The organism is Klebsiella scottii (genome assembly GCF_036561945.1).
Lineage (GTDB): Bacteria > Pseudomonadota > Gammaproteobacteria > Enterobacterales > Enterobacteriaceae > Klebsiella > Klebsiella scottii.
This window is the reverse complement of the sequence record NZ_JARXNI010000020.1, coordinates 1,308,549-1,326,828: the sequence shown is the minus strand read 5'-3', so window position 1 is coordinate 1,326,828 and position 18,280 is coordinate 1,308,549. Positions and strand designations below refer to the sequence as shown.

General features: G+C 58.2%; 17 protein-coding genes. 9 read left to right on the top strand and 8 right to left on the bottom strand.

Features of this window, described 5'->3' with window-relative positions; all coding sequences use genetic code 11:
- Positions 1–45: 45 nt before the first annotated feature.
- Complete coding sequence (locus QFI97_RS13920) at positions 46–285, bottom strand: DUF1289 domain-containing protein (RefSeq protein WP_076946795.1); 240 nt, start codon at positions 283–285, stop codon at positions 46–48.
- Between the two features lie 143 nt (positions 286–428).
- Here QFI97_RS13920 and QFI97_RS13915 point away from each other — a divergent pair, with 143 nt between their 5' ends.
- The gene (locus tag QFI97_RS13915) at positions 429–1,028 is read left to right on the top strand and encodes a TetR/AcrR family transcriptional regulator (RefSeq protein ID WP_095103083.1); all 600 of its coding nucleotides are present in this window, start codon (positions 429–431) and stop codon (positions 1,026–1,028) included.
- 53 nt (positions 1,029–1,081) lie between these two features.
- Entirely contained in the window at positions 1,082–2,179 is a 1,098-nt protein-coding gene (locus QFI97_RS13910) for an alkene reductase (protein WP_095103081.1), read from the top strand.
- 76 nt (positions 2,180–2,255) lie between these two features.
- Here the strand turns inward: QFI97_RS13910 and QFI97_RS13905 are convergent, their stop codons facing one another.
- Genes QFI97_RS13905 through QFI97_RS13880 form a run of 6 tightly spaced genes read right to left on the bottom strand, consistent with a single transcriptional unit; the run spans position 2,256 to position 9,208 of the window.
- Positions 2,256–3,893, bottom strand: a complete 1,638-nt coding sequence (locus QFI97_RS13905) for a dipeptide ABC transporter ATP-binding protein (protein ID WP_346431393.1) — start codon at positions 3,891–3,893, stop codon at positions 2,256–2,258.
- A complete protein-coding gene (locus tag QFI97_RS13900) occupies positions 3,893–4,714 on the bottom strand; it encodes an ABC transporter permease (protein ID WP_346431392.1) in 822 nt (273 codons plus the stop codon). Before QFI97_RS13900 ends, QFI97_RS13905 begins: the two co-directional genes overlap by 1 nt.
- Positions 4,711–5,652, bottom strand: coding sequence for an ABC transporter permease (locus QFI97_RS13895; RefSeq protein WP_045858579.1), 942 nt, complete (start codon positions 5,650–5,652; stop codon positions 4,711–4,713). The genes QFI97_RS13900 and QFI97_RS13895 overlap by 4 nt, the downstream gene beginning before the upstream one ends.
- An 18-nt stretch (positions 5,653–5,670) precedes the next feature.
- Positions 5,671–7,215 carry an ABC transporter substrate-binding protein gene (locus QFI97_RS13890; RefSeq protein ID WP_346431391.1) on the bottom strand — a complete coding sequence of 515 codons (1,545 nt, stop codon included), beginning with the start codon at positions 7,213–7,215 and terminating at the stop codon, positions 5,671–5,673.
- A gap of 13 nt (positions 7,216–7,228) precedes the next feature.
- Positions 7,229–8,335, bottom strand: a complete 1,107-nt coding sequence (locus tag QFI97_RS13885) for a C45 family autoproteolytic acyltransferase/hydrolase (protein WP_346431390.1) — start codon at positions 8,333–8,335, stop codon at positions 7,229–7,231.
- Positions 8,336–8,347: 12 nt separating this feature from the next.
- Complete coding sequence (locus QFI97_RS13880) at positions 8,348–9,208, bottom strand: alpha/beta hydrolase (RefSeq protein WP_331834340.1); 861 nt, start codon at positions 9,206–9,208, stop codon at positions 8,348–8,350.
- A 228-nt stretch (positions 9,209–9,436) separates the two neighbouring features.
- On the opposite strand from QFI97_RS13880, the gene QFI97_RS13875 reads away from it, so the two are divergent.
- Positions 9,437–10,087: a GntR family transcriptional regulator gene (locus QFI97_RS13875; RefSeq protein ID WP_095103069.1), complete on the top strand. Its 651-nt coding sequence runs from the start codon at positions 9,437–9,439 to the stop codon at positions 10,085–10,087.
- Here QFI97_RS13875 and QFI97_RS13870 read toward each other — a convergent pair.
- Positions 10,076–11,008, bottom strand: a complete 933-nt coding sequence (locus QFI97_RS13870) for an AraC family transcriptional regulator (protein ID WP_346431389.1) — start codon at positions 11,006–11,008, stop codon at positions 10,076–10,078. The genes QFI97_RS13875 and QFI97_RS13870 overlap by 12 nt on opposite strands.
- Before the next feature lie 164 nt (positions 11,009–11,172).
- On the opposite strand from QFI97_RS13870, the gene QFI97_RS13865 reads away from it, so the two are divergent.
- The 6 genes from QFI97_RS13865 to gloA all read left to right on the top strand — a co-directional run bounded on the left by QFI97_RS13865 (position 11,173) and on the right by gloA (position 18,195).
- Positions 11,173–12,006 (top strand): oxidoreductase, encoded by an 834-nt coding sequence (locus QFI97_RS13865; protein ID WP_346431388.1) that lies wholly within the window; start codon positions 11,173–11,175, stop codon positions 12,004–12,006.
- 235 nt (positions 12,007–12,241) lie between these two features.
- Positions 12,242–13,108, top strand: a complete 867-nt coding sequence (locus tag QFI97_RS13860; protein WP_346431387.1) for a ChaN family lipoprotein — start codon at positions 12,242–12,244, stop codon at positions 13,106–13,108.
- A gap of 8 nt (positions 13,109–13,116) precedes the next feature.
- Positions 13,117–13,896 (top strand): energy transducer TonB, encoded by a 780-nt coding sequence (locus tag QFI97_RS13855; RefSeq protein WP_346431386.1) that lies wholly within the window; start codon positions 13,117–13,119, stop codon positions 13,894–13,896.
- A gap of 225 nt (positions 13,897–14,121) precedes the next feature.
- Positions 14,122–16,341, top strand: coding sequence for a TonB-dependent receptor domain-containing protein (locus tag QFI97_RS13850; RefSeq protein WP_346431385.1), 2,220 nt, complete (start codon positions 14,122–14,124; stop codon positions 16,339–16,341).
- Between the two features lie 71 nt (positions 16,342–16,412).
- The gene (locus QFI97_RS13845) at positions 16,413–17,588 is read left to right on the top strand and encodes a YncE family protein (RefSeq protein ID WP_346431384.1); all 1,176 of its coding nucleotides are present in this window, start codon (positions 16,413–16,415) and stop codon (positions 17,586–17,588) included.
- Positions 17,589–17,787: 199 nt separating this feature from the next.
- Positions 17,788–18,195, top strand: a complete 408-nt coding sequence (gene gloA, locus QFI97_RS13840; protein WP_095103056.1) for a lactoylglutathione lyase — start codon at positions 17,788–17,790, stop codon at positions 18,193–18,195.
- The last annotated feature ends 85 nt before the right edge of the window (positions 18,196–18,280 follow it).

The window sequence follows — 18,280 nt, the reverse complement described above, 5'->3', positions numbered from 1 at the left end:
AACGTCCTCAACAAAAAAGTGCTTTGAGTATACCCATTTTTGCAATTAAAACAGTGAGGGTTGCTGCGGTTCTTCCGCTGTTTCCGCCTTAGCCGCGCGTAATTTGCGCAACAGGCGCTGGCGACACAGCCGCAGAACGTCCTGCTTTTGTACGTCGCTCATCGTTTGCCAGGCAAAACGCTCCTCTCGGCTACGCAAACAGCCGCGACAATAGCCGCGTTCGTCCGACTGACAAATTCCCCGGCACGGACTCTGTACCGGGAAAAACTCCAGCTGCTCTGCCACCTCACGCCTCCGGTTGCCTCTTTCTCTCTCTCATTGAAGACGTTTCATCCGCGGTTGGCAACTTTTGTTGCTCAGCCTCTGCGCCACACATCATTTAAATTTATCACTTGCATTAGACCAATCGGTCTACTACAGTGAGCGGCATGAACAAACATAGCGAATGCGATACCCGCGAACATATCCTGGCCACCGGCGAACAGCTGTGCATGCACCGCGGCTTTACCGGCATGGGCCTGAGCGAACTGCTGAAAACGGCGGAAGTGCCGAAGGGCTCTTTCTATCACTATTTTCGCTCAAAGGAAGCTTACGGGGTTGCGCTGCTGGAACATCACTACGCCGGCTATCTGCAGCGGCTGGTGGAGCATTTCGCCCACGGCGAAGGCAACTATCGCGATCGCCTGCTGGCTTACTATCAGCATACGCTTACCCAGTTTTGCCAGCAGGGCATTATCAGCGGTTGCCTGACGGTGAAGCTGTCGGCGGAAGTTTGCGATCTGTCGGAGTCGATGCGTACCGAGATGGACAAAGGGGCCAGCCAGATTATTACCCTGCTTGGCGAAGCGCTGGACAAGGGGCGTCAGGAAGGCAGCCTGGTTTTCAGCGGCGACGCGTTAACCCTGTCGCAGGTGCTCTACTCCTTATGGCTGGGCGCCAACCTGCAGGCCAAAATTACGCGCAGCGCAACGCCGCTTGAAAGCGCCCTTGCCCATGCCAAAAGTATTATTGCCGCGCCTGGCGTTTGACAGGCGTTTTTATTTAACCCATTTCAAGACGACCGGTCTACTCAGGAGTCATTATGTCCGAATCAAAATTGTTTACCCCGTTGAAAGTGGGTGCGGTCACCGTACCTAACCGCGTGTTTATGGCTCCGTTAACCCGCCTGCGCAGCATTGAGCCCGGCGACATCCCTACTCCGCTGATGGCCGAGTATTACCGTCAACGCGCCAGCTCGGGACTGATTATTTCGGAAGCAACGCAGATCTCCGCCCAGGCTAAAGGCTATGCCGGCGCCCCGGGTCTGCACAGCCCTGAACAGATCGCGGCCTGGCAGAAAATCACCGCCGGCGTTCACGCCGAAGCGGGACATATTGCCGTACAGCTGTGGCATACCGGTCGTATCTCACATAACAGCCTGCAGCCAGGCGGCGCGGCGCCGGTTGCGCCGTCCGCAATCAGCGCCGGCACCCGTACGTCGCTGCGTGATGAGAACGGCCACGCCGTTCGCGCCGATACCTCCATGCCGCGGGCGCTGGAGCTCGATGAGATCCCAGGGATCGTCAACGACTTCCGCCAGGCGGTAGGCAACGCGCGCGACGCCGGCTTCGATCTGGTGGAACTGCACTCCGCCCACGGCTACCTGCTGCACCAGTTCCTCTCTCCGACCTCTAACCATCGTAGCGATCGGTACGGCGGCAGCGTTGAAAACCGCGCTCGCCTGGTGCTGGAAGTGGTGGAGGCGGTCAGTAAAGAGTGGAGCGCCGATCGCATCGGTATCCGCGTATCGCCAATCGGCAGCTTCCAGAACGTCGATAACGGCCCGAATGAAGAAGCCGATGCGCTGTATCTGATTGAAGAGCTTGCTAAACGCGGTATCGCTTACCTGCACATGTCCGAGCCGGACTGGGCCGGCGGCCAGCCGTACAGCGATGAGTTCCGTCAGAAGGTTCGCGCGCGCTTCCCGGGCGCCATTATCGGCGCGGGCGCCTATACGGTTGAAAAGGCCAACGATCTGATTAGCAAAGGCCTGATTGACGCCGTCGCTTTCGGCCGCGACTTTATCGCCAACCCCGATCTGGTTGCCCGCCTGAAGCATAAAGCGGCGCTGAACCCGCAGCGTCCGGAGAGCTTCTACGGCGGCGGCGCGGAAGGCTATACCGATTATCCGACGCTGTAACGCCCTCTTTTACAGCGGCCAAAGAAATAGCGGCGGAGTACCGCCGCTATTTTTCGTATATCGGCCGTTAATCCGCTCACGCCGGCTGCTGCAGCTGGTATCCTCCCTGCTCCCGCGCTATAAGAACCGGCAGGCAGCTTAGCAGCCGCTGCGTATAGGGGTGCTGAGGATTATCCAGAACGTCATCACTCCACCCGCTCTCGACCAGGCTCCCCTTTTCCATCACCAGCACTCTGTCCGCTATCTGCTCGACGGCACCGAGATCGTGCGTAATAAACAAACAGGCAAACCCGTAATGCTGCTGGAGCCGCTTGAGCAGTTCGAGAATTTGTTTCTGCACCGTCATATCCAGCGCTGAAGTCGGCTCATCGGCAATGATAAAGGCCGGACGCCGGACAATCGCCCGCGCAATCGCCACCCGCTGGCGCTGGCCTCCCGAAAGCTGATGGGGATAGCGGGACATAAACAGGCTTCCCAGCCCAACCTCATCCAGCACCTCGCGAACACGCTGTTCGCGAGCGCTGCGGTTCATCGTCGCCACCAGCAGCAGCGGCTCTTCAATAAGTTGCGCGACGCGCATCCGCGGGTTAAGCGAGGAGAACGGGTCCTGCTGGATCATCTGACACTCCCGTCGCCAGGTGGTCATCAGCGCCTTATCCGCTGGATCCAGCGCCCGCCCCCGAAACGCCAGCACGCCCTGGCTGGCCTTCAGCATTCCCGCTATAAGCTTGCCGATGGTGGTTTTACCGGAACCGCTCGCGCCGACCAGCGCCACCGTCTCACCGGCGCGCACGTTAAAGCTGATCCCTTTTACCGCGTGCGTCACCTTTGCCGGGCGGAACCAGGACTTACGTCCTACGTAGCGGATATCGACGTCCGTCAGCGCAATGACGCTTTCCGCCGCCAGCAGGCGCTGGCGGTCCGGCGCCGGCTGGCGTACCGGCAGCGCTTCCAGCAGACGCCGGGTATAGGCGTGCTGCGGTTCGGCCAGCAGCCGCTGGCTGCCGTTCTGCTCAACCACTTCGCCTTGCTCCATCACCATAATGCGTGATGCATAGCGCGCAACCATCGACAGATTGTGGCTAATCAGAATCACGGCGCTGCCCTTTTCGGCGGTTAGCCCCAGCATCAGATCCATAACCTCATGCTGTACCAGCACGTCCAGCGCGGTGGTCGGCTCGTCGGCAACAATCAGTTTCGGCTCAAGCAGCATGACCGCGGCGATCATCACCCGCTGACGCATCCCTCCCGAAAACTCATGGGGATAAGAGCCTAATAATTTCCCGGCATCAGCCAGACCGACGCGCTCCAGCATCGCAACGATCTTTGCCCTTCGCGCGGGCTCGCTAAGGCGAGTGTGTAACGCCAGCCCTTCATCAAGCTGACGGCCAATCGTCATAGCCGGATTTAGCGACGTCATTGGCTCCTGAAAAACCATGCCAATGCCCGCGCCGCGCAGGTCGCGCAGCTGCTCCGCGGCGAGGTGATTGAGATCGTGGCCGTCAAAGATTAGCGAATCGGCAAAGCTGGTTACCCCCGTCGGCAGCAGCGAAATTAAGGAGCGCATCGCCAGGGTTTTACCGCTGCCGGACTCCCCGACCACCGCCAGCACTTCGCCGGGAGCGAGCGTAAACGAGATGCCTTTTACGACTTCACGCCCCGCGACGCTAACCCGCAGGTTGCTGACCTGCAATAATGCGGTTGTGTTGTTCATCACTGCATCCTCGGATCGAGATAATCACGTAACGCGTCGCCCAGCATGTTGACCCCCAGCAGCGCCAGCGATATACAGACGCCCGGCAGGAGCGCAAGCCACGGCGCCTGGGCGAGATAGCTGCGGCTGGCGGCCAGCATATTGCCCCACGTCGGCTCCGGAGGCGGCACGCCGAGGCCGAGAAAGGAGAGCGCGCTTTCGGAAATCAATACCCAGCCCAGCATCGAGGTAGCCAGCACCGTCAGGGGCGCCAGGCAATTAGGAAGAATATGACGGCGTAGGATCGCCCATTCATTGTGCCCCATGACCCTCGCCGCGGAGACAAACTCCGCCTCGCGTAGCCCCAGCACGGTGCCGCGAACGATGCGCACCACCGAGGGGGTGTAGGCCAGACCCAGCGACAGAATAATGCCGTAGCGGTTGTTGCCGAGAATGCTCAACAGCGCCAGCGCCAGCAGAATGCCGGGAAAGGCCAGCAGCGCATCGGTCAGCATCATAATCAGCCGGTCCACCGCGCCGCGCAGGTAGCCGCTGATCAGCCCCAGCGTAATACCGACCAACAGCGCAAAGCCAACCGTCACCAGAGAGATAGTCATACTGGCATTGGCTCCGGCCAGCAGGCGACTCAGCACGTCGCGACCGTATTCGTCGGTGCCCAGCAGGTGACCCGCTCCCGGGGACTGCAGGCGCGCCAAAATATTGATCCGCGACGGGTCCTGCGGGGTCCAGAAGAAGCCCACGATGCCGGCCAGCGCGATGGTGCCAATCAGCGCTATTCCCAGCAGCGCGTTTGGCGCGAGGACGATATGTTTTCTCTTCACGCAGAAACCCTCGGATTGAACAGTGGATAGAGCGCATCAATCAGCAGATTGGTGAGCACATAGAGCGTGGCGATAAACAGCATACATCCCTGAATAACCGGATAGTCGCGGGCATAAATGGCATCCACCAGCAGGCGGCCGAGCCCCGGCAGGCTGAAGACCGTTTCCGTCACCGCCACCCCGCTGAGCAGGTTGCCGAGCGTCAGGCCAATCAGCGTCCACGTCGGCCCAAAGGCATTCGGGAACACGTGGCGCGTCAGGACCGCGCGCTCGCGCAGCCCCTTCGCCCGGGCGTGGGAAACATAATCAAGCCGCAGCACCTCCAGCGTACTGGCCCGCATCATGCGGACCAGCGCGCCGATCTCCACCAGCACCAGCGTCATCACCGGCATCAGCAGATACAGCAGCCCCGCCTTCAGGTCATCGCTCAATGAGACGTAGCCGACAACCGGCAGCCAGCCGAGCTTCAGGCCGAGCAGCAGCAGGATAAGCAGCCCCATCCAGAAGCTCGGGATCGACAGCAGAAACGTGGAGAACATCACCAGCCCGGTATCCAGGGAGGAGTTCTGTTTCCACGCCGCCAGCATTCCCGCAGGCACCGCCAGCAGCGAAGCGATAACAATGGCTACCAGCACCACGCTTAGCGTCACGCCGAAGCGCTGCAGAATCAAAGGCAGCACCGCCTGACCGCTCTGAATTGAGTGGCCAAAGTCGCCGTGCAGCACGTTAGCGGACCAGATAAAGAACTGCTGCACTATCCCCTGATCCAGCCCCATGCTATGGCGCAGATCGGCAAGACTGGACTCCGTCGCCATATCCCCCAGCATCAGCAGGGCCGGGTCGCCCGGCACCATGCGCGTCAGCAGAAAGACCAGCACGGTCACCAGCAGCAGCGTCGGAATAGCGGTCAAAATACGGGTAAGCAGAAACTGCAACATGCGCGTCTCCTTATCTCATCAGGCTTTGCTGACGTTCCACAGCCGCGCGGCGGCAGCCAGCCAGGATTTATAGCCGCTGATAGCCTTACGGTGCGCGACAATATCCAGCCCAGGATAAAAGATGATTAGCGGGACATCAGCAATCATCTGCTGGTGCAGCTTATCGGTGATGGCCTGGACCCGCGCCGGATCGTCGACGGTTGCCAGCTCATCGGTCATAGCGATCGCCTGCGGATCTCCCCAGACCTTGCGTTTCTGTTTAGTTTTATCCCCCACCAGCTGCTCGAAGGCCAGCGCCGGGTTAAAGCGGGCGGAGTAGGTGAAGGTCATCATCTGATAGCGCCCGGACTGATAGCGCTCAAGCTGGGTCGCCCACTCCATCGTGGTGACGCGGGCGTTAATTCCCGCCGCCTGCAGCATCGCCTGGATAATAATGGCCATATCAAAACTCGGCACGGTGGCGCGCTTGTTGGCGATAATCTCCAGCGGCTCGCCTTTATAGCCCGCCTCTTTCAGCAGTTGGGCCGTGCGGGCCGGATCGTACTTATAGCCCTGCTTTTGGATATTGCTGTAGAACGCGGAGGCCACGGAAATGTTGGAGTTGGACGCCTGCGCCAGATTCTGGCTGGTTCCCAGCGCGATCTGTTCGCTATCCAGCGCAGAGGCTATCGCCTGACGAAGCTTGACGTTTTTCAGCAGCGGATCGTCGGTCTGGATCAGCATCACGTGACGCTGGGCGTTCGGCGCCACTTCGAGGGAGATATTGGGGTCTTTTTTCAGGTCGATGCCGTCAATCGGGCTCACCTGCGCCAGATCCACGGCTCCCGACTGCAGGCCCGCCTTCACCGTTGCCGCATCGGGGATCGCCATAAAGCGCACTTCCTCCACCAGCGCTTTTTTCCCGCCGACAAAGCCGTCCTCTTTCCCCGCCAGCGCGCTGTAGTCGGCAAAACGCTTCAATGAAACGTACTCGCCATGCTTCCACTCCCCAAAGCTGAACGGCCCGGTGCCGATCGGCGCGATCCAGGTTCCGTCCGCGGCAACCGATTTAGAGCTGATAACCGCGGCAGCGCCGCAATCGGTGCGCGCCAGCGTGTCCAGAAACAGCGCCACCGGTTTCTCCAGCGTCATGACCACGGTATGCGCATCCGGCGCGCTGACGTCGGTAACATGAATCAACCCGCTGCCGTCAAATTCGCGCAAACATCGCCACTGGGTTTTCGGGTCGTTCCAGTGCTTCCAGCTCCACACCACGTCCTGCGCCGTCATGGCGTCGCCGTTGTGAAACTTCACCCCTTCGCGCAGATGGAAGGTATAGGTTTTGCCTTCATTACTCACATCCCACGATGACGAGAGCATCGGCCCAACGGTACCGTCCTCGCGGTAGCCCACCATGCCTTCCACCACGTGCATCAGGACATCATCGGTGTTTCCGTCCCGGTTGACGCCCGGCTGGCTGCTGCGGATATCCTGATTCAGCGCAAAACGGATAACTTCGCCATCGGCCGCCTGCGCCACCATGCCCGGCAGTAACAGGGCAACAGCTGATAATAATTTTTTCATAGCGATCTCTCTGTTAATCGAGCGTGTAGCGCGTGAAGTCGCGGTTAAGTGCCGGAAGCTGTACTACATCCATCATCCCCTCAGCGGGAGTCATCACGATCATCGCCACCGTGGCGGATAAATCGCTGCTGAACCCCGGCCGCGGCGGACGACATACGGAATAGGGGGAGCCGAAGTCATCGAAAAAGGCGTTTTTCATCTCCTCTGCGCCCGGTTTTGCATGGGCGTTGAGTAATTCATGGACGCGCCAGCCGCGATACAGCGAATCCGGCGAGGCATCGACGCCCTCCTCGCGAATTTTGCAGCGCGCGGGCAGGCTCTCCCAGTGGTTGGCATGCACCAGCAGGCCATTTTGCGGGTAGAGGGTGAAGCTTTCGTCCGGAGCGCATTCAAAATCGATAGCAAAGCCCTCTTTTGTGCTGAGGATCATATTGTTAGAGCACGACTTTGGCGTGGTGGCGACCACCTTCATCGCCAGCGCCATATGCTGCTGTTCCAGCGCTTTACGCCGGATCAGCGACAGCGGAACGCCCTGCTGCTGATAATCGCGCTCACACCGCAGATAGTTAGCGGTGATGGCGATCCCGGCGCTGTTCATCCCGCTGCGGCCAAGCCCTCCGGCCTCCACGAAAGTCAGGACATCCGGTCCCTGCTGACGCTTAATTTTCACCACCACCGAACTCTCCGCGCACTCCGCGCGCCAGTCCCAGTTTTGACCATGAATCAGTTTGCCGTGCGGGCTGCGCTGCGGCAGGATCACCGCGCCGGTACAGCCATCTTTTATGTTGTCATCATGCGGCGTCGGGCAGTGCTGCAGGCTACGCGCCTGAGCGATAACTTCGGTACGGGCGTTGATCATCACAATCGCTTCCAGCGAAACGCCGGATGCGCTGGCAATGCCGCGCATTTCGTCGAGATAGTCCGCATCAAACTCGCGGATGATGGCGCTGAAGCTATTGATCAGGCGGTCACGCTGTTCCTGACCGATCCGCAGGGCGTTCAGCTGGTCGCCATAAATGGCCACGCTGGCGTGGATCCGAGCCTTAGCCTGCTCACCGTACTGGCAGCCCCGCTCGTACGGCGTGCCGGAGATTTCGATTAAGGGAAAAGGTTGCGTCACGTTGTTCGCTCCTCAGCGATTTGCCTGCAGTACGCGCAGGAAGAAGTCTTTCACCTGATCCAGCACTTTCATGCCGTCGTGGCCGACGTTTGGCACTATCTCTTGTTCAGCTTTCACGCCGTGCTCGCGTAGGCTGTTGAGCAGCGCGGTATTCCGTTCGATTCGGGTGATACCGGCATCATTACATCCCGGCTGATAATACCGGCCGCCGGGCTGATGGGTGATTTCCCAGGTTTCGAGATCGACTTTGCCGACCACCAGCTGCACCGCTACCTGTTTTAAGGCGTGATAATCCAGAGGTTTGCCAAAGATTTGCTCAAAGTTCTGCACCCCCGGCCACCAGGCCTTGCTGTCGTCCAGCAGCGTGACGGAACCCGGGGCGCCAATGGAGACTCCCAGCAGCTTTTCCGGGTGAATGTAAAGGAAGCGATGGGCGAAATGACCGCCTCCCGAGTAGCCGAACAGCAGAAACTTGCCAAAGTCGCGATCCAGCAGCTCGCTAACTTCATCGATCATCGCCAGCAGCGCCAGGTCATAGCGAATATCCTGCTCAATAATGTATTTAAAGCCGTGTGAATTGCCGTCACCTAGCGGCCCGACGGGAAACAGCGGGGCCAGAACAACGCAGCGGTTATAGCGGGCAAACTCGGTAAAAGCATCCCGGTATTGCACCATCGAACGGCCGGTGCCGTGCATCGCCACGACCAGGCGATAATCGGTTTTGTCGCCATCGAATCCGGGCGGAACGTACAGGCAATACTGGAAGCGGGGATCGTGCCGGCTGGAAAAAATAGTCGTGCTGCCGCGATAGTAAAGCGCCTGGCTACGCCCGGCGGCATGCTCAGAATCATTTTTAATTACTGATAGTTGCATAAATTGTTTTCTCGTTGATCGGCTGTTCAAAATTGATTCAAACACAAAACCAAAATTGGCGCCAATTTAATAAACAATTTATTAACAAAAGATCTGGTTCATGTCACAATTCAGCTTTGGGTCAGAGCAAAAGCCAATAGACCGACGGTTTAAACTGGTGCCAAAGCCGGGAACCGTTCATTATCAGGCTGCAAAAAATCGCGGGAACCAGGACAAGGAGCTGAGGATATGATGCAAGGTAAAAGCACTCTGGTGCACGTTGCCAACCTGCTGGCGATGGATATTAATACCGGGGTTTTCCAGCCAGGCGCCTGGCTGAAACAGGTCGAGCTGGCTGAGCGCTATGAGTGTACGCGCAGCGATGTTCGCCGCGCCCTCGATCAGCTGGTCATTGAACGGCTGGTGCAGCATGTTCCCAATCGTGGGTACCATGTTTATTCGCCTGACGTGCAGCAGCGTAGGAATATTTCGCGCATCCGCGCGGTGCTGGAAAGCGCATCGGCCAGCGATATCGTGGAGCATATCCAGCCCGCGCAGTTAGCCGCCCTGCGCCAGTGCGCCGAATTGTTTGACCACTACACTCAGTTCGGCACGATCCTGCAACAGTATGAATCCAACCTCGCCTTTCACCGCGCGCTGCTTGCTCCGTGTTCGAACAAAGACATGATTGAACTGATTTTCGAACTCCGCAGCCGGGTTCCCTCCGCGGCGCTGGGGCAATGGAACTCGCATGCGAGGATCGTCCAGTCCTCACAGGAACATTTCGCGATGGTCGAGGCGATAGAGCGAGGCGATCCTTCTACCCTGGCGACGCTGCTGCGCCAGCATATCTTACAGGATGACGATGTGCCGGCCCCGGCGGACGGCTCAATGCGATGAGATAAACGCGGAGGGCGTAACCGGGGCGGGCAGAGAAAAATTGTGCTTCATGCGCTCAACTTCGCGCACCGGCGTCAGGCCAAAAAGGCGCTTAAACTCGCGGCTGAACTGAGAAATGCTCTCATAGCCGACCCGCACGCCGGCGGCGGAGGCGGTCAGGTTGTTGCGCAGCATCAGCAGCCGGGCCTGATGCAGGCGCGTTGATTTCAGGTACTGCATCGGCGAGGTGTTGGTTACCGCCTTGAAGTGGCTGTGAAAGGTCGGAACGCTCATTCCGACCTCTTTCGCCAGGGCGGTGACGTCAAGGCTCTCGGCATATTGCGCATGAATTTTTCGTAATGCTTTCGCCACTTTGCCAAACTGCCCCTGCATCCGCAGGGCGCTGCGCAGCGCCGGCCCCTGCTCGCCGGTAAGCACCCGGTAATATATCTCCCGCAGCATCGACGGCCCGAGCATTTCCGCGTCCAGCGGCAAAGACATAATCTGCAGGAAGCGTAACACCGAGCCGCCGATCTGCGCATCCATCAGGCTCGACATCATGCTTCGCGGCGCGGCGACGACGGGGGCGCCGCGACCGTCGAGCTCCAGCAGCAGATCTGCCGCTAAGGTGAAATCCAGCCGAATGTAAATAGCCAGCATCGGCTCGGCGGCGCTGGCGTCGGTTTCCATGGTGAACGGCACCGGCACGGAGACCATCAGATAATGCCGGGCGTCATACAAATAGACATCATTCCCAAGAAACCCCTGCTTTCTTCCCTGCACCACAATAACGATCCCCGGCTCGTATAAAACCGGCGTGCGCAGCAGCGGTCGGTTAGATCGCAAAAAGCGAACGTCAGGTAAAACCGTGAGGTTGTAGCCCTCCTGTGGGGTCAGGTGGTCCAGCAGCGTCACCATTTGCCGATCAGCGGTAGTTGTCATAAAGCCTGCGTTAAAGAAGCCGGAACGTAGGTGAAGTGTGGCACTCACGGCCCGCCGCGTCCAGACGGCTCATAGGAACAGGCAAAGACCGAAGAGGATCGGGGCTACGCCAGAGCGCCGTTCGGCCCTATTCTGCCTGCTCAATTTAATGAAGGAGAGTTGGTATGCACTCAGCAAAACTATTTTTCATCACCGGCGTCAGCAGCGGATTTGGCCGGGCGCTGGCCGAAGAGGCGCTCAGCACGGGGCATCGGGTGGTCGGAACGCTACGAAACGAGAGAGATCGGCAGCAGTTCGAGGCCCTGTCGCCGGGCCAGTGCTTTGGCAGAGTCCTGGACGTCACCGATTTTGCCGCCATTCCGCCGCTCGTTGAGGCCGTAGAGCGGGAAATTGGCGCGGTTGACGTGCTGGTCAATAACGCCGGCTACGGCCACGAGGGCATCATGGAAGAGTCGCCGATTGAGGAGCTCGTGGCGCAATTCAACGTTAACGTATTTGGTGCGGTCGCGGTAATTAAAGCTTTCTTACCCTGGTTCCGCGCGCGCCGCGCCGGCCACATTCTGAATATCACCTCGATGGGGGGATTCATCACCATGCCCGGCATCAGCTACTACTGCGGCAGCAAATTCGCTTTGCAGGGGATTTCTGAAACGCTAAGCAAAGAGCTTAAGCCCTTTAATATCGCCGTGACGGCGGTGCAGCCGGGATCGTTTCGAACCGACTGGGCCGGGCGCTCAATGGTGCGCGCTGCCCGCAGTATTGACGATTACGACAGCAGCTTCGGCCCCATTCGCGAAACGCGAATGCAGCGCAGCGGCCATCAGCCGGGCGATCCGCGCCGGGCGGCGCGGGCGATGCTGGAGCTGATTAACCATCCGGCCCCTCCGGCGTCGCTGCTGCTGGGAAGCGATGCCGTGACGTTGGTTAAAGAAAAGCTGCAGCAGATGAGCGCCGGGATCGACGCCTGGGAGGAGGTCAGCCGCTCCACGGATGGCTAAAAAATACGCCGGATCTCTGTCCAGGGAAGGACGAGAACCCGCCCGCCGTTTGACGCTCCCCAGCTCCCGCCCTTCTCCGCATGACTCCTGCCGCTCTCTGCGACGTTTTGGTTAAAACCAGAGCATTAATGATAATGCGAATGATCTTGATAATCATTATCATTGTTACATATAATTCTGTGAAAAATTTTAGCATAAAAATAAATGCTATCAATGAAACAGAAAATGGATATTTATGTTTAATATGGAATGCTTGTTAAAATCTCTGGTTGTTAGCAGCGCTCTGGCCCTGGCGGCATGCCAAAGCGCGTCCTCGACGACATCAGCCCCCGCCGCCGCATCGGTGGAAGCGTGCGCATGTATTGTGGATACGGCCTCCGGCAGCACCCTGACGCCGGCGCAGCTTATCGCCAGGATACGCAACGCCTCGATAGTTATCGTCGGCGAAGAGCACACCAACGTGCGCCACCATCAGATTGAGCAGTGGCTGCTAAAAAATCTGAACCAATCCCGCCCCCAGGGCAGCGTGCTGCTGGAGATGATCGATATCAGCCAGCAGGATGCGGTCAACCGCGTCAAGCAGGCCAGCGCGTCCGGAACGTCGGTCAGCGCCACCCGTGCGGCGGAAGCGATGCGCTGGAACAGCGGCTGGCCTTGGGATCTGTATCGTGACCTGGTGATGACCGCGCTGGAGGGTCCCTGGCCTCTGCTGGCCGCCAATATCAGCCGCCAGCAGGTCAACGAACTGTACCAACGCCCCACTTTCCCGAGCGGAGAACGCTCTTCCCGCCCGCAGGTACATGAAGCCCTGTCGGCGATCATCTACCTGATGCACGACGGCAAAATTAGCGGCGAACAGGTCACCGCGATGATGGCCATTCAGCAGAATCGCGATCGCTTTATGGCCCAACAGCTCATTCAAGCGCCGCGCCCGGCGCTGCTGATTGCCGGCGGCTACCACGCCGCCAAAGATACCGGCGTGCCCCTGCATCTGGCCGACTTAGGCGCGGAAAAACCGCGGGTGGTGATGCTCACCACCGACGGCACCACGCTGACGGCAAAACAGGCCGACTATATCTGGTCAGTACCGGCGGCCAAATGAAGATCGCAATGAACACGCCACCGATCCTCTCGCGCGCGCCGTGGATAAAGGGCTCCGCCGGCAGCGTGCTGTTCCACGCGGCGCTGGTGCTGCCGTTTATGCTTCATTTTTCCCTCAACCAGCCCGAGTCGACGCCTGCCGCAGTGATGCTTGAATATGCGCCTGAGTTTGAGGTCTCCTTCATTCGCCCCGAACTGCCGCCAGGCGTCAGCCAGCAGCGCAAGGTAGAAGCCATGACCGAACGCGAGTCGCTCCATAATAAAGAGCTGCCGAAGCTGCGCGAGCACGAGGACGCTGAGCTTAAGCTGGCGGCAGCAACGCCGGAAAAAGAGCGCAAAAAGAAAACGGAAAGAAAGAAGAAATCGTCGCAGGAGCGTAAAGAAGAGCAGGGAAACTCGACCATCACCAGCCTGGCCGCCCCGCCGGTACAGTCCGCGCGGACTCAGCGCAATACGGCACCGCTGGATACCGACGCCGCCAGAATCAGCCAAAGTAAAATCAGCTGGGAATCGCTGGTAAAGGGCAAAATCAACAAAATGCGCAACTACCCGGACGATGCAAGGCGGCGTAAACGCACCGGGACGGCCGTCATCGCCTTCAGCGTCGATGAGCGCGGCGAAATACTTAGTACAAAACTGGTCACCTCATCCGGCACTCTGTCACTGGATCGGGCGGCGCTCATTGCGCTTGAAAGCGCGCGACCGCTGCCGCCGCCGCCAAAAGAGATGCTCAAAAACGGCGTCCAGAAGGTCACGCTACCGGTGGAGTTCGGGCTGTTAAAAATATAACAATGAGCGTTACCTGTATTAACCGTTGGTCGGTTAACAAACTTAAATAGCGTCATTTAGATTATTCATTTCTGAATAACCGGCCGCTGCGGGGAGAGTATTCTCGGGCGGCGGCGGAGCTTTTATTTTTATTTATGAGCAATTTATCGTAGCGCAGCCGTTCGGCTGCGCGGGGTAATTTTGTTCATTTGGTGCATTGATAAAATACAAAAACAGGAATTGATTATGGAAAAATCGCAAATAGCCAAAGGGATTATGGCCGGGCTTATTATTGTCCACGGCCATACCTTTGCGGCAGAAAATGAGGGGGAATCGGTCTTTTCTCCGCTCACTATTACCGATAACCCGCTGGCTGAAAAAAATCAGGTCGGCTCCTCTGAGGAGAGCTATACCCGCCCCGGAGCCTACAGTTCGCGTACGCTAAATAAAAACTTGCAGAGCCTGGATGCGTCGCTGCGCAGTATGGCGGGGACCTATACGCAAATCGATCCGCTGCAGGGTTCGATCAGCGTGAATATTCGCGGCATGAACGGGCTGGGCCGGGTGAATACGATGGTCGATGGCGTCACCCAGACCTACTTCGGCATGGCGCCCGCCAACTATCACGGCGGCGCCAACACCGCCGCCGGCGTCCCGCTCGACCCGAACTTTCTTGCCGAAGTTGACGTGACGCGCGGCAGCAGCGCCGGCTCTCAGGGCGTTAACGCCCTCGCAGGCAGCGCCAATATGCGCACCATCGGCATCGATGACGTTCTGCGGGAGGGACGCCAGGCGGGGGTACTTTCCCGCTTCTCGGTGGGCGATAACGGCCTGGGGCGCACCGGGATGGTGGCGGTGGCCGGTAAGACCGATACCTTCGAAAACGGCGGCGCCCTCGGCGCGCTGGTCGGCGTCAGCGGTAGACGAACCTATGCGACCTATAAAAACGGCGGCGGGCGCAGCAGCGAAGATTTTATCGGCGAAGATAATAAATATTTGCGCCAGGAGCCCCGCTCCCAGCTTTATAAGCTGAACTTCAATCCGGACCAGTTCAATAAAATTGAGTTTTCCGGCCGTAATTACAGCAACAGCTTTACCCGTCGCGACATCACCAGCGACGATTACGCCCTGCGCTATAATTACGCCCCGCTGAATGAGCTGGTGGAATTAAACCTGCTGGCCAGCACCAGCCGCGGAAATCAGGCGTACAAGCCGGAATCGCTGTATAACTTCAACAGTTCTTCGACCACCAATAAATCCAACGCTATCGATATTAGCAACACCAGTCGATTTAAAATGAGTGAGGATCTGTTTACCGTATTGCAGGTCGGCGGGAAATTAATGGATACCCGCTATACCCGGCGCTTTGTGCAGAATACTGAAACCGATCACAACGCCTTTGCTCCCGCCGGCAAACAAAAGATATCGTCCTTATACAGCAGCCTGACGCTGAACAAAGATATTTATCAGCTGGATCTCAACCTTAACTACACCCGCAGCCAGGTTACAGGCTACAAGCCGGCCTGCGGCGATAACGAGAAGTGTTTCCCGCAGGGGGAAAGCCATCTCAAGCTGGATAATACCGACGTTAATCCATCGGCAACGTTTTCCGCCCAGGTCACCCCGTGGCTACAGCCCTTCGTCAGCTGGAGCCGATCTTCCCGCGCGCCAAACGTGCAGGAGGTCTTCTTCGCTAACGAGGGCGGCGCCTCGATGAACCCGTTCCTCAAACCGGAAAAAGCGGAGACCTGGGAGGCCGGCTTTAATATCAATAAGCAGGGCCTGCTGCACGAGCAGGACAGCTTTCATTTAAAGGCGCTGGCGTACCGCTCGCGGATTAAAAACTATATCACCAGCGAATCCTTTTTCCTGTGCCACGACGGCAGGCTCTGTCAGGATATCGATAACGCATCCGACAGCTTCAACGCCAACATCTACATCAACGTACCTTCGACGGTAACCGCCACAGGTTACGAAATTGAGGCCGGATATGATATCGGCTTCGCCTATGCGAACCTCTCATGGAGCAAGCAGCACACCGATCAGCCCACCTCGATTGCCAGCACGGTTTACAGCTTTGCCTACAGCGACCTCAGCGACCTGCCCGATAGCTACGCCACGCTCGACGTCGGCGGCCGCCTCTTCGACCGGCGTCTGACCGTCGGCAGCCTGGTCAAATTCACCGGTAAAACCAAACGCCTGAGCACCGAGGGCATCAGCCTCGACAGCAATACCGTACCGAAAGAGGACATGCCGAATATCCCGACCATCATCGACCTCTACAGCACCTGGCAGGCGACCGACAACGTCCAGCTGCGCCTCAGCGTGCAGAACGTCACCAACCGCGATTACGCCGAAGCGCTGAACCGCATGAATCAGAGCGTCGATTACGCCCGGGCGGGCACGTCGGTGAATACCACCGCCCGCGGACGAACCTGGATCTTCGGCGGAGAGATCCAGTTCTGAGTTAAAACCCGGCGCGGGGTAATGCCCCGGGTTTTATCCCGCGCCCCCACTTTTCATATCAGGAATAAAAAATGAATCGATTCAATTTAAGAACACGACTGGGATGCCTGCTTATTGCGGCTCTCCTGCCGGCCTCGGCGTTAGCCATTGACCCACCGCCGCGCGAAACCTCGCGCTTCGCCCTGAAGACCAATTACCTTCAGCAGGCGGATGAAGGGATTTACGAACTGGCCTTCGATAACGCCAATCAGTACGTGTTTGCGGCGGTAACCGACCGCGTGAACCGCGAGGCGAACAGAGGCTATTTATACGCCTTTAACCCGACGTCATTGAAAATTGAACATCGCTACGATATGCCGTACCGGGCGTTTTCCCTGGCGATGAATCAGCCGCAGCACCGGCTCTATATCGGTCATACCCAGTCGGCCTCGCTGCGGATAAGCATGCTTGATACCACCACAGGGAAGCTAACCAAAACCAGCGACAGGCTCAGCTTTAAAACGCCTAACGCCGCCGATTCTCGCTTCGAGCACCTGCGCCATATGGTCTACAGCCCGGATGCCGATACCCTGTTCGTGAGCTACAGCAATATGCTGAAGACGGCGCAGGGTACGCAGCCGCTGCATAAGCTGCTGATGCTCGACGGCACGACGCTGGCGCTAAAAGGCGAGGTCAAAGAGGCTTATAAGGGCACGGCCTATGGGCTGACGATCGATGAAAAAACGCAGAAAATCTACGTTGGCGGCCGGGATTACATCAACGAGATTGACGCGAAAAAGCAGCAGGTGCTGCGCACCATTACCCTCCAGAATACGCAGCCGCAGCTGCCCAGCGCGCAGAATCTGGCGGTGGATTCCGACTCCGGCAGGATCTTTGTCGTGGCCTTCGACCATGACGATCGCAGCGGCCCCCGCGACGGGCTCTATATTTTCGATCTGCGCGACGGCAGGCAGCTGGGCTATGTGCGTACCGGCGCCGGGGCCAACGCGGTAAAATACAATCCGAAATATAACGAGCTCTACGTCACCAATTTCACCAGCGGCACCCTCAGCGTAATCGATGCCGCGACCTACAGCGTGACCCGTGAATTCCGCACTCCGGTCTATCCAAACCAGATGGTGCTATCGCCGGATATGAATACCCTGTTCGTCGGTATAAAGGAAGGCTTCAACCGCGACTGGGACCCGGACGTCTTTGTCGAAGGCGCGAAGGAGCGCATCCTGAGCATCGATTTGACGAAATCGTAGCCGACCGGCGCGCGGTCAGGACAAGGCAGCCAATCGTTTTTAGCGCATGATGCCTCTGATTGTATGGGCGGCCTGAAAAGGTCGCCTTTTTACGTTATAGTGCTCCGGTGCCGGAAACGCCTTGTCCGTTTCTGATGCCATTCTGGCCATTTTCAAATACGGCGGCTAACAGGCTGTTGTAAAACAGGAGTATACAAACATGCGCTTACTTCACACCATGCTGCGCGTTGGCGATCTGCCGCGTTCTATCGAGTTTTACACCAACGTGCTCGGCATGAAGCTGCTGCGTACCAGCGAAAACACCGAATATAAATACTCGCTGGCCTTCGTTGGTTACGGCGAGGAGAGCGATACTGCGGTTATCGAGCTGACCTATAACTGGGGCGTGGACAAATACGATCTCGGCAGCGCCTACGGCCATATCGCCCTCAGCGTGGATAATGCGGCAGAAGCCTGCGAGCGTATTCGTCAGAACGGCGGCAACGTGACCCGCGAAGCCGGTCCGGTTAAGGGCGGCACCACGGTTATCGCCTTCGTTGAAGATCCGGATGGTTACAAAATCGAACTGATCGAAGAGAAAGACGCCGGCAAAGGCCTCGGCCACTAACGGTTGCGGGCGCCCGTCGGCGCCCGCTGTTTTATCCCCTGACTGCTGCAAGGCGCGGCAAAATTTGCCATAATGCGCGCTACTT